The following is an 11,507-nucleotide window of genomic DNA, read 5'->3' as shown; positions in this document are numbered from 1 at the left end:
CCCCGCGCCTCAAGCGCAGGAAATCCTGACGCATCTGTTTGTTGCCGGAGCCGCTGCCCTGATGAACCCGCCAATTGCTGCCAAACGCCCGCACAGCTTCACCCACCATGGCATCACCGTGGAGGATCCGTACAACTGGCTGAAGGACCCCGGATATCCCACGGTCGCTGATGCCGATGTGCTGGCCTATCTCACATCCGAGAATGCGTATTTCGAAGCCCAGATGGCACCGATCACTGGCCTGAAGGACAGGCTCTACGAAGAGCTGAAGGGCCGGGTGCAGCCGGATGATGCCTCGGTGCCGGTGCCCAACGGTGCCTTTGAATATTGGTGGCAGTTCAAGCCGGGCGACCAGTATCGCACCTGGGTGCGACGGCCCAAGGGGGGCGGTGCCGAACAGCTGGTGTTGTCGGAACCGGAACTGGCCAAGGGGTTGGACTATTTCCGGCTGGGCGCGCAATCGGTCAGCCCCGACGGCACGCTGCTGGCCTATGCCACCGACAGCGATGGCAGCGAGCGTTTCACCATCCGCATCCGCGACATTGCGAGCGGAACAGATATCGAGAACGTCACCAAGGTCAGCGTTGGCGGCATCGAGTGGGCGGCGGATTCCAGAGCCATCGTCTGGACCGAGGTCAACGACAATTGGCGGCGCATCAAGGCGCGGCTGCACGTGCTGGGCCAGAGCGGCGAAGACCGCGTGCTCTATGAGGAAACCGAGGACAAGGGCTTCGGTGTTTCCGTAGCCAAGAGCCAGGACGGCCAGTGGATCATCATCACCACGTCTGACCATGTGACGAGTGAAGTGCGGCTGCTGCCGGCCGCCAACCCGACCGCGCCGCCGCTGCTGGTCAAGCACCGGCAGGCCGGGGTGAGTTATGAGGTGGATGTGCAGGATGATCGCTTGTTCATCCGCACCAACGATGAACATGTGAACTTCCGCGTCGCCACGGCCAGCATCGCCAGCCCAAGCGACTGGACGACGCTGATCGCCGGTTCGGATCGCGATTACATCACCGGCATCGCCGCCTTCACCTCCTATCTCGCCGTGCAGGGCCGCCGCGACGGGCTGGACCGGATCGTGCTGCGCAAGGACGATGGCCATGAGACCGTGCTGCCCTTCACCGAAGCGGCGTATACGGCCAGCATCGGCAGCAACCTCGAACCCGATGCGCCGCTGCTGCGCGTCAACTATGCCTCCATGGTCACGCCGGCCACCGTCTATGATTACGACGTCGGCGCGGGCACGCTGATCACCCGCAAGGTGCAGCAGGTGCCGTCGGGCTATGATGCCAGCCAGTATGAGAGCCAGCGCTTCTTCATCACGGCCCGCGATGGCGTGCAGGTGCCGGTCGCCATCGTCTACCGCAAGGGCTTCAAGCCCGACGCCACGGGCAAGCTGCATCTCTATGCCTATGGCGCCTATGGCATCCCGACCATGCCGGGCTTCTCGGCCAATCGCCTGTCGCTGCTGGATCGCGGCATGGCCTATGCTGTTGCGCAGATCCGCGGCGGTGATGACCTGGGCTACCAATGGTATCTCGATGGCAAATTGGCCAAGCGCACCAACACGTTCAACGATTTCGTCGATGTGGCCAAGGGGCTGGTGCAGGCCGGCTGGGCGGCGCCGGGCATGATTTCGGCCAGCGGTGGTTCGGCCGGCGGTGAGCTGATGGGCGCCGTGATCAACCAGGCCCCCGAACAGTTCCGCGCCGTGGTCGCCCATGTGCCGTTCGTTGATGTGCTCAACACCATGCTGGACGAGACGCTGCCGCTGACGCCGGGCGAATGGCCGGAATGGGGCAACCCCATTACCAGCAAGGCGGATTTCGAGCTGATCCGTTCCTATTCGCCCTATGATCAGGTGACGGCACAGGCCTATCCGCCGCTGATGGTCACCGCTGGCCTCAACGATCCGCGCGTCACCTATTGGGAACCGGCCAAATGGGTCGCCAAGCTGCGCGACCTGAAGACCGACCGCAATATCCTCGTCTTCAAGACCAACATGGGCGCCGGCCATGGCGGCAAATCCGGGCGCTTTGCCGCGCTGGAGGAGCTGGCGGAGGAATATGCCTTCATCCTCACCCAATTCGGGATCAGCGATGCCACCGCCCGCTGACCGGCGCAGCTTCGCGATCCAGGTCACCGCCACCGCGGCCGACATCGACGAGCTGGGCCATGTCAACAACGCGGTCTATCTGAAATGGATCCAGGACGTGGCGACGGCGCACTGGAGCGCGGTCGCCCCGACCGAACATCGCGACACCTATGTGTGGGTCGTGACAAGGCACGAGATCGACTATCTGCGGCAGACGCTGGAGGGTGAGACGCTGACGCTCACCACCTGGGTGGGGGAGCCCAAGGGCGCACGGTTCGACCGCCATGTCGAAATCGCTGGCCCCGATGGCGCGATCCGCGTGAAGGCGGTGACGACCTGGGCGATCATCGACAAGGCCACCGGCCGGCTCGCCCGCGTCCGGCCCGAGATTGCCGCGCCCTTTATCCAGCCCGGAACAACGTAAACAGGTGCACGGCGGCGAACAACACGCCGGCCACGCCGGCAAAGGCGGCCCCGTTCCACGGCAGATGCGCGTGCCAGGCCAATGGCGCCCGGGTGCGCGCCACGCCGCCCAGTGCGCCGGCTGCCGCCAGAACCGCGCCAGAGGCCAACAGGAACCAGGTCGTTTGCGCATCCATCGGCGGCGCTTTGGCAGGCCATTCAGACCAAGGCAATCTCTTGTCTTGCAGGTGGTGCGCAGCTGTTTTACGTCAGTGCATCACTTGAACGGAGACCACGCCATGATCCGCCGTATCGCTCTTGCTTCGGCTCTTGTCGTCGCTGCCATCGCCGCCCCTGCCATTGCCGGCCCGATCGAAGACGCCGTTGCCGGCAGCTGGCGCAAGCCGGCCGACAAGGCCCGCGACCAGTATCGCCATCCGGCGCAGACGTTGAAGTTCCTCGGCGTGAAGCCCGGCCAGACCGTGGTGGAAGTCTCCCCCGGCGGCGGCTGGTATACCGAGATCCTGGCCCCGGCGATGAAGGGTAACGGCAAATATGTCGCCGGCCTCGCCAATCCGCTGGCGTCGGTGAACGCCGCCAAGAGCGTCGAGAATTTCAAGACCAAATATGCCGACAAGGCCATCTATGGCGACATCGGTATCGGGGTGTTCGGCAAGGGCGTCGCCGACATCGTCGAGCCCGGCAGCGCCGACGTGGTGCTCACCTTCCGCAACGTGCACAACTGGCACATGGGCGGTTGGGACCAGGAGGCGTTCAACCTGTTCTTCAAGGCGCTGAAACCGGGTGGCACGCTGGGCGTGGTCGAACACCGCCTGCCGGAAGACCGGCCCGATGCCGACATGAAGAAGAGCGGCTACATGAAGATGTCCTATGTGAAGATGCTGGCCGAAAAGGCCGGCTTCAAGCTGGCCGGCGCCTCGGAAGTGAATGCCAACAAGAAGGACACCAAGGATTACGCCGACGGTGTGTGGACCCTGCCGCCGACCCTGCAGAAGGGTGATGTGGACCGGGCCAAATATATGGCGATCGGCGAGAGCGATCGCATGACGCTGAAGTTCGTCAAGCCGAAGTAAGCTTTTGGCCCTCTCCCCCTCGAGGGGGGAGGGCCAAGGCTCATCTGAAGCGCCGCACCACCGGCTCTGCGTCCGCCCGCGCCATCACATCGGCCAGTGGCTCCGTCACCACCTTCATCCAGTGCGCGTTGGCGTGACAGAGGCGGTCACCCTCCAGCAGCAGCCCGACATGGCCGGGCCAGAACAGAAGATCGCCCGGTTCGCGCGCGGCATATTTAACCGGCTCACCTTCGGCCACCTGCAGATCCGTGTCGCGGCGCAGCGAAATCCCTTCGGCAGCCAGCGCCTGCTGCACCAGGCCGGAACAATCGACACCATCGGGGCTGCGCCCGCCCCACAGATAGGGCGCATCGGCAAACAGCGCCGCTGCGGCGAATCGATTGGCCGGCGGGGCCTCGACATGGCGGCGATGCACGAAGCCGCCGCCGGCCAGTGCAAGGAAATTGCCATCCAGTTCGCCTGACACCAGCGCCGCAAATGGCAGCTCCATCACCACGGCCGCCTTGATGCTGGCCACGGCAAACACCGGTGCGCGCCGCGCCGTGACGCGATGGGTCGGCTCGGCGCCGGCCAGGGCCAGCACATCGAACGGTGCCCAGCCGATGTAGCGATCATGGAGCGTGCGACCGAGGGCAAAGCCGGTCTTCACTTCGACAATCTCGAAGCCCTCGCCCAGCAACAGCTCGCTCACCGCTTCTGCTGTTGCTTCGGGCGCGCCACGCACCGCCACGCGCGGCGCCGTGCAGACCAGGGCGCGCGGCTCGACATAGCGCACGGCACCAATCTCGCCGGCCAGGCCCAGTTCCACCACGTCCGGCCCGGCAAACCATTCGCGCGGTTCGAAACGCTGGGCCGGGCCTTTCAACACCCAACTCATCCGAATCTGCTCCTCAGCACAGCCCAACTGGCCCGCAGTGCCAGCGCCTCGCCGCCCTTGGGCCGGCCAGGGCGGGCAGACGGGTTCCAGGCGAAGGTGTCGAAATGCGCCCACGGCACGCCGGCCGGCACGAACTTTTCCAGAAACAGCGCCGCCGTGATCGCCCCGGCAAAGCCGCCATCGGCGCTGTTCACCATGTCGGCGATGCCGGATTTCAGCATGTCGTGATAGGGCGCCCACAAGGGCAGCCGCCACACCGGATCGCCCACCGCCATGCCGGCCGCCAGCAACTCGCTGGCCAGCGCATCATCATTGGCAAACAGCGCCGGCAACTGCGGCCCCAGCGCCACCCTTGCGGCACCAGTGAGCGTCGCGAAATCGATGATCAACGCCGGGCTCTTCTCGGCGGCGAGCGCGATGGCATCGCACAGCACCAGCCGGCCTTCGGCATCGGTGTTGGTGATCTCCACCGTCTTGCCGGCGCGGGTGGCGATGATGTCGCCGGGGCGCATGGCGTTGCCGGAAATGGCATTTTCCGCCGCCGGGATGATCAGGTGCAGCCGCACGCGCAGATTGGCCTGGATCACCAGCCTGGCCAGCGCCAGGGCGTGCGCGGCGCCGCCCATGTCCTTCTTCATCGCGGCCATGGCGCTGCCCGGCTTGATGTTCAGGCCGCCGCTGTCGAAGGTGATACCCTTGCCGATGATGGCCACCACCGGGTGCGCAGCGTCGCCCCAAAGCGCTTCGATCAGGCGCGGAGCCTGGGATGCCGCGCGGCCGACGGCGTGGACGGCGGGGAAATTCTGATCGATCAGCGCTTCGCCGGTGATCACCCGCACCTCGGCCTGGCTGCCCAGCGCGTCGATCACCGCCTTGGCCAGTTCGGCCGGGCCGAGGTCGCTTGCCGGCGTGTCGACCAGATCGCGCACCAGCGCCACGGCTTCGGCTTCGCTGGCGGCGCTGGCGATGGCGCCCAGGCTGGTGGTGGTCAGCACGCGCGCGCCCTTTGGCTCCAGACGGCGGTAACGGCCAAGCCGGTGCTGAGCGAGGCACCAGCCCAGGCCAGCCTGGCCCAGATCACCGTTGAGTGCATAGCGCCCGGCCGGCAGCTTTTCCGCGGCAGCGGCCAGCGCCCACGGGCCCAGTTGCGACCCTTCGGCCACACCGGCGGCGACGCTCCAATCGGCGGCGCCGTCGCCAGGCAGGATAACCACGCTGTCGGGCGCGGCCTTGAAGTCCTGTGCGGCGACGGCCACCCGCACCCGCTCGCTCTGCGCCCCCAGCCAGCCATCCAGCCCAGCCTTGGTCACCGGGGTCAGCCCGATCGCCGGCTGGCCATCGGCGGGGGCGAGCAGTGCAGCAAAGTCGGTCAAACCGGCACTCCAAACAGATCAGCCTCGTCGGCATCCTCGATATGGGCCATCACGATGTCGCCCGGCTTCACGCCGGTGCAATCGCGCAGATGCACCATGCCGTCGATTTCGGGCGCGTCATATTTGCTGCGGCCCGAAGCGCCGCCTTCGTCATCCACTTCGTCGATCAGCACCTCGATGGTGCGGCCGATCTTGGCGGCGAGACGCGCTTCCGAAATCTTCGATTGCAGCGCCATGAAGCGGTGCCAGCGCTCTTCCTTCACATCCTCCGGCACCGCGCCCGGCAGCGCATTGGCCTGCGCGCCGTCCACCGCTTCATATTTGAAGCAGCCGGCGCGATCGATCTGCGCCTGTTCCAGCCAATCGAGCAGATACTGGAAGTCCTCTTCGGTCTCGCCGGGGAAGCCGACGATGAAGGTGGAACGGATGGCGAGATCGGGCACCATGGCGCGCCATTTCTGGATGCGTTCCAGCACCTTGGCTTCGTTGGCCGGACGCTTCATGGCCTTCAGCACCCTGGGGGACGCGTGCTGGAACGGGATATCGAGATAGGGCAGCACCAACCCTTCCGCCATCAGCGGGACCAGGTCGTCCACATGCGGATAGGGATAGACATAGTGCAGCCGCACCCAGGCACCGGTTTCGCCGAGCGCGCGGGCCAGATCCTGGATATGGGCGCGCCGCTCGACCCCGCCGAGGCTTGAAGTGGCGTGGCGAAGGTCCACGCCATAGGCTGACGTGTCCTGGCTGATCACCAGCAGTTCCCTGGCCCCTGCCTTCACCAACGCTTCGGCCTCGCGCAGGATCGCGGCGGGTGGCCGGCTGGCGAGGCGGCCGCGCAAAGACGGGATGATGCAGAAGGCGCATGTGTGATTGCAGCCCTCGGAAATCTTCACATAGGCATAATGGCGCGGTGTCAGCTTCAGGCCAGCATCGGGCACCAGATCGACGAAGGCCGACCGCACGGGCGGCGCGGCATCGTGCACGGCGCTGACCACGGCTTCATACTGCTGCGGGCCCGTCACGGCGAGCACATCGGGGAAGCGGGCGCGGATGGCGTCGGCTTCATGGCCCATGCAGCCCGTCACGATCACCTTGCCGTTTTCGGCAATGGCCTCGCCGATGGCATCCAGGCTTTCGGCCTTGGCGGAATCCAGAAAGCCGCAGGTGTTGACGATCACCACATCTGCCCCGGCATAATCGCCTGACAGCGCATAGCCATCGGCGCGCAACTGGGTGAGGATGCGTTCGGAATCGACCAGCGCCTTGGGGCAACCCAGGGACACCATCCCGACCTTCGGCGCAGTATCAAGGTTCAAAGTCATCGCGCGCGCCGTGCGCTGTTCAGGCGAAAAGTGCAAGGGGGCATCGGGGCAGCCGCCGCTACCGCCCGCCGATCACCTTGGCGGGATCCACCGGCGCGCGCCCGCGGCGCAGTTCGAAATGCAGCTGCGGTTCGGCCACGGCGCCGGACTGGCCAGCACGGGCAACCACTTCGCCGGCCTTCACGCGCGCGCCGCGCGCCACCAGCAGGGCTTCATTGTGGGCATAGGCAGAAACCCAGCCGCCGGCGTGTTTCACCAGCAGCAGATTGCCGAACCCCGGAATCGCATCGCCGGCATAGGCGACGACGCCATCCCCGGCGGCGCGCACGGCTTCGCCGGGACTGGCCTTCAGATTGACGCCATCGTTGAAGCGCCCGCCCGGTTTCGGGCCAAAGCCGGAAATGATGCGGCCGGGGAGCGGCCAGCGGAAAGCCGGCGCATTGCCGGTGACGGCCGGCAGCGGTGCGGGCCGTTCCTCACCAGCCCGGCGCGGCACGGGTCCATTTGCGGCAGGCTGGCCGCCGGTCATCACGTCGTCGATGGTGATATCAAAGGCGCGGGCACGCTGTTCCAGCGTTTGCGACGGCGGCGGCGGCGCCGGGCGCGGAGACGGCGTCACGACCGGGGTCAGCCGCAGGCGCTGGCCGGCGCGCAGCACGAACGGCTCCTGCAACTTGTTGAGCGCAACCAGATCGCGCCAAGCCAGGCCATAGGCCCGGGCAATGGCGATCCCCGTCTCGCCGGTCTTGACGACATGAAAGCGGCCTTCCGGCGTGACGATCGCCGCCGGCACCACGCGGCGGACCACCCAATCGGTGCGGGCGGGCGGCGGCGTCTGCCGCTGGGGCGGCGGGGTCGTCGCGGAGCGGGTGGGTGGAGCGACGACGCGCGGCGTTGGGCGGGGCGCAGGCTCCGGCCGGCCGATCATGCAGCCCGGCAGCGCCAGCAGCAGCACAAGGGCCGCCAGGGACTCTGCCGCCCGCCGCATCAGGACTCGGCCAGATCGGCCAGCGCTGCCTTCAGCCGGCTCATCGACTGGTAATGTGTCATGTCGAGATGCAGCGGCGTCACCGAAATGGCGGCTTCGTGCATGGCCTTCAGATCGGTTTCATGCCCCGGCACCGGCTTTTCCTTGCCAAAGCCGTGCCAGTAATAGGGAAAGCCGCGCGGATCGATGCGCTTGATCAGGTGGATATTGCCATAATCGCGGAAGCCTTGTTCGGTGACGCGCACACCCTTCACGTCGGCGGCCAGCACCGGCGGGAAGTTGATGTTGATCAGCACGCCATCGGGCCACTCGGTGCCGATCACCCGGCTGATGATCGCTGCGCCATGATGAGCGGCGCAGGAAAAATCCTCCATCCCCGCCGTGTAATCCATCATCACCTGGCTCAGTGCGATGGAGCGGATGCCGGCAAGGCAGCCTTCCATCGCCGCCGAGACGGTGCCCGAATAGGTCACGTCCTCGGCGAGATTGCCGCCGCGATTGACGCCGGACAGGATCAGATCCGGCTTGCGATCTTCCATCACCGCGCCCAGCGCCAGCATCACGCAGTCGGTGGGCGTGCCGCGCACGGCATGGCGGCGCGGGCTGACCTCGCGCACGCGGACTGGTTGGGACAGCGTCAGGCTGTGGCCGGCGCCCGATTGTTCCTCGGCGGGCGCGACGACCCACACATCGTCCGAAAGCTCGGCGGCGATGGTTTCCAGCGCTACCAGGCCGGGGGCGTTGATACCGTCATCATTGGTCACAAGTATGCGCATCAACGGGGCTCCAACCGGTCGATGCCGGCCATATAGGGCTTCAGAACGTCAGGGATGACCACAGTGCCATCGGCCTGCTGATAATTCTCGATCACCGCCACCAGCGTGCGGCCCACGGCAAGGCCGGAGCCGTTCAGCGTGTTGACCGGCCCACGGCTGCCCTTCTCGCCCGCCACTTTCCAGCGCGCGTTCATGCGGCGGCCCTGGAATTCGCCGCAGTCGGAAATCGAGGCGATCTCGCGGTAGCAGCCCTGGCCGGGCAGCCACACTTCCAGATCAAACGTCTTGCGCGCCGAAAAGCCCATGTCCCCGGCGCACAGCAGCATCCGGCGATAAGGCAGGCCCAGCGCCTGCAGAATCGCTTCCGACGATGCAAGCATGTGCTGGTGCTCGGCTTCGGCCTGTTCGGGCGTGCAGATCGTCACCAGCTCGCATTTTTCAAACTGGTGCTGGCGAATGAGGCCGCGCGTATCGCGCCCGGCGCTGCCGGCCTCGCTGCGGAAACAGGGGGTGAGCGCGGTCATGCGGATCGGCAGGGCCGCGGCGTCGACGATCTCGCCGGCGACCAGGTTGGTCAGGCTCATTTCGGCGGTGGGGATCAGGTAACGGCCGTCAGTTGTCTTGAAGACATCCTCTTCCATCTTCGGCAACTGGCCGGTGCCAAAGGCGGCTTCGGCCTTCACCAGCAATGGCCCATAGACTTCCTGATAACCGCGCACGCTGGTCTGCGTGTCGATCATGTACTGGCCCAGCGCGCGCTGCAGCCGCGCCAGCGGGCCCTTCAGCACGGCAAAGCGCGCGCCGGCCACGCGTGCGGCGGCTTCCGGATCATAGCCCAGCCGGGCCGCCACAATGTCATGCTCCAGCGGCGCAAAATCGAAATCGCGGGGCGTGCCCCAGCGCATCAGCTCGACATTGCCATGCTCGTCCAGCCCGTCCGGCACGTCGGCGGCGGGCAGGTTTGGCAGGCGGACCAGCAGCGCCTCCGCCTTCTCGCTGGCGGCGCGGGCGGCATCTTCGAGGGCGGCAATCTCGTCTTTCAAGCCAGCAACTTCGGCCTTCAATGCCTCCGCGCGGCCACTGTCCTTCGCAGCCATCGCCGCGCCAATCTCTTTCGAGGCAGCATTGCGGCGGGCCAGCGCTTCCTGTGCCTTGGTTTCGGCAGCGCGCCGCTCGCTGTCAGCCGACAGCAGCGCATCGGCCGCATCGGTGATGCCGCGGCGGGCAAGGCCGGCGGCGAAAGCGGCAGGGTCAGCGCGGAGGGCTTTCAGATCATGCATGGTTCGCTGCCTTTGCCTTGGCTGGGCAAAGCGCGCAAGCGCCCCCTTCCATGCGCGCACCTGCCTGCCTATGGTGGGGCCGTGATCGTTTCCTGCCCCAATTGCAAAGCACAATATCGGGTGGCGGTGGGCGTGGTGATGCGCCGGCCGCGCATGAAGTGCGCCGCCTGCAGCCACCGCTGGGTGCCCGCCGAAGAGATTGACGAGGACGAGGCGGTTGCCGCCGTGCAGGAAGAGGCCCGCGCTGCCAGCCTGCCGCCACCACCCCCGCCCGAACCGGAGCCCGAACCGGCGCCCGAGCCCGAACCACCCGCACCGCGCCGGCCGCCGGCCTTGTGGTTGAAATGGCTGGTAGCGGTGGTGCTGGGGGCCGCCTTCACCACCGCCTCGGTCGGCCTGTGGGTGGGCCGCATCGATCCCGAAGCTCTGCCCGGCGTGGCCGATGCGCTGGCCCAGGTCGCTACGCCCGCGACGGTGCTGGATGTGAAACTGGAAGGCCGGGTGACGCGCCTGCCCGGCGGCGGCGCCCTGCTGGAAGTGACCGGCACCATCCACAACCCCAGCGCCGCCCGTGTCGTCGTGCCGCCGCTGAATGCCCGCCTGCTGGTGAACGGCATGCGCGTGCGCGACTGGACCATCCCGCCGCCTGCCGCCAGCGTTGGCCCCGGCAAGACGCTGATCTTTGCCAGCAGTCTCACCGATGTGCCGGCCGGGCCGGTGAGCGTGCAGGTGCGCTTCGGGCGCTAGATGCCCCGCTTCGGCGCGGCAAACACGCGGCGGATTTCCGGTTCAAAGCTTTCGAGGCTGTCCACGTCGAAGTTCGGGTCAAAGGCCGGCGCGTCCCAGCGGTCGACGATCTTTTCGGCCATGGCGAACCACGGCTCGCCGCGATATTTCTCGCGGGCGTTCGGGTCCTTGCCCAGGTGCTCGTAATAGTAACGGCCCTGGAAATCCTGGTGGTGGACGATGGCGTGATAGATGTCGTCGGCCACATAGGGCTTCAGCATCTCGCCGGCGATGGCGCCATGATTGGGGATGCTGAACAATTTGCCGATGTCGTGGCACAGTGCGGCGACCACTTCCTCGTCGTTGGCGCCGTCGCGGCGGGCCAGCGTGGCAGTCATCAGGCTGTGGACGAGCTGGTTGGCGCCGAAACCCACCTCGATGGCTTCCAGCCGCTTCAATGAGTCGATGATCTGATCGGCGGCGGCGGATTGCTGATGCTTCATATGCTCGGATGCGATGTGCATCCAGTCGTCCTTGGTGCCTTCCAGCATGGTGGTGAACATGTTGT

12 protein-coding genes are annotated in these 11,507 nt (G+C 66.5%); 4 read left to right on the top strand and 8 right to left on the bottom strand.

Going from position 1 to position 11,507, the window contains the following annotated elements; all coding sequences use genetic code 11:
- The first annotated feature begins 61 nt into the window (after nucleotides 1-61).
- Both D619_RS0100420 and D619_RS0100415 read left to right on the top strand, forming a co-directional pair.
- On the top strand, nucleotides 62-2,119 hold the full coding sequence (locus D619_RS0100420) for a S9 family peptidase (protein ID WP_017666578.1): 2,058 nt from the start codon (nucleotides 62-64) through the stop codon (nucleotides 2,117-2,119).
- Nucleotides 2,103-2,522 (top strand): acyl-CoA thioesterase, encoded by a 420-nt coding sequence (locus D619_RS0100415; RefSeq protein WP_017666577.1) that lies wholly within the window; start codon nucleotides 2,103-2,105, stop codon nucleotides 2,520-2,522. Before D619_RS0100420 ends, D619_RS0100415 begins: the two co-directional genes overlap by 17 nt.
- Here D619_RS0100415 and D619_RS0100410 read toward each other — a convergent pair.
- Nucleotides 2,500-2,697 (bottom strand): hypothetical protein, encoded by a 198-nt coding sequence (locus D619_RS0100410; RefSeq protein WP_017666576.1) that lies wholly within the window; start codon nucleotides 2,695-2,697, stop codon nucleotides 2,500-2,502. The two genes, D619_RS0100415 and D619_RS0100410, sit on opposite strands and share 23 nt — an antisense overlap.
- A gap of 102 nt (nucleotides 2,698-2,799) precedes the next feature.
- Here D619_RS0100410 and D619_RS0100405 point away from each other — a divergent pair, with 102 nt between their 5' ends.
- Entirely contained in the window at nucleotides 2,800-3,594 is a 795-nt protein-coding gene (locus D619_RS0100405; protein ID WP_017666575.1) for a class I SAM-dependent methyltransferase, read from the top strand.
- Between the two features lie 40 nt (nucleotides 3,595-3,634).
- Here D619_RS0100405 and D619_RS15085 read toward each other — a convergent pair whose 3' ends face one another.
- From D619_RS15085 to serS, 6 genes are read right to left on the bottom strand one after another with little or no spacing between them, the layout of a single operon-like run.
- The gene (locus D619_RS15085; protein WP_017666574.1) at nucleotides 3,635-4,471 is read right to left on the bottom strand and encodes an NlpC/P60 family protein; all 837 of its coding nucleotides are present in this window, start codon (nucleotides 4,469-4,471) and stop codon (nucleotides 3,635-3,637) included.
- The gene (locus D619_RS0100395; protein WP_017666573.1) at nucleotides 4,468-5,844 is read right to left on the bottom strand and encodes a leucyl aminopeptidase family protein; all 1,377 of its coding nucleotides are present in this window, start codon (nucleotides 5,842-5,844) and stop codon (nucleotides 4,468-4,470) included. The genes D619_RS15085 and D619_RS0100395 overlap by 4 nt, the downstream gene beginning before the upstream one ends.
- Nucleotides 5,841-7,169 (bottom strand): 30S ribosomal protein S12 methylthiotransferase RimO, encoded by a 1,329-nt coding sequence (gene rimO, locus D619_RS0100390; RefSeq protein WP_017666572.1) that lies wholly within the window; start codon nucleotides 7,167-7,169, stop codon nucleotides 5,841-5,843. Before rimO ends, D619_RS0100395 begins: the two co-directional genes overlap by 4 nt.
- A 58-nt stretch (nucleotides 7,170-7,227) precedes the next feature.
- Nucleotides 7,228-8,157 carry a M23 family metallopeptidase gene (locus tag D619_RS15080; RefSeq protein ID WP_017666571.1) on the bottom strand — a complete coding sequence of 310 codons (930 nt, stop codon included), beginning with the start codon at nucleotides 8,155-8,157 and terminating at the stop codon, nucleotides 7,228-7,230.
- Nucleotides 8,157-8,933 carry a 5'/3'-nucleotidase SurE gene (surE, locus tag D619_RS0100380; RefSeq protein ID WP_017666570.1) on the bottom strand — a complete coding sequence of 259 codons (777 nt, stop codon included), beginning with the start codon at nucleotides 8,931-8,933 and terminating at the stop codon, nucleotides 8,157-8,159. Before surE ends, D619_RS15080 begins: the two co-directional genes overlap by 1 nt.
- On the bottom strand, nucleotides 8,933-10,213 hold the full coding sequence (gene serS, locus D619_RS0100375; RefSeq protein ID WP_017666569.1) for a serine--tRNA ligase: 1,281 nt from the start codon (nucleotides 10,211-10,213) through the stop codon (nucleotides 8,933-8,935). Before serS ends, surE begins: the two co-directional genes overlap by 1 nt.
- 138 nt (nucleotides 10,214-10,351) lie before the next feature.
- Here serS and D619_RS17970 point away from each other — a divergent pair, with 138 nt between their 5' ends.
- On the top strand, nucleotides 10,352-10,960 hold the full coding sequence (locus D619_RS17970; RefSeq protein ID WP_193743231.1) for a hypothetical protein: 609 nt from the start codon (nucleotides 10,352-10,354) through the stop codon (nucleotides 10,958-10,960).
- Here D619_RS17970 and D619_RS0100365 read toward each other — a convergent pair.
- Nucleotides 10,957-11,502, bottom strand: coding sequence for an HD domain-containing protein (locus D619_RS0100365; protein ID WP_017666567.1), 546 nt, complete (start codon nucleotides 11,500-11,502; stop codon nucleotides 10,957-10,959). The two genes, D619_RS17970 and D619_RS0100365, sit on opposite strands and share 4 nt — an antisense overlap.
- Nucleotides 11,503-11,507 lie beyond the last annotated feature (5 nt).

The organism is Sandarakinorhabdus sp. AAP62 (genome assembly GCF_000331225.1).
Lineage (GTDB): Bacteria > Pseudomonadota > Alphaproteobacteria > Sphingomonadales > Sphingomonadaceae > Sandarakinorhabdus.
Note: the sequence above shows the minus strand (reverse complement) of the source record. Positions and strands in the feature narration are given on the sequence as shown.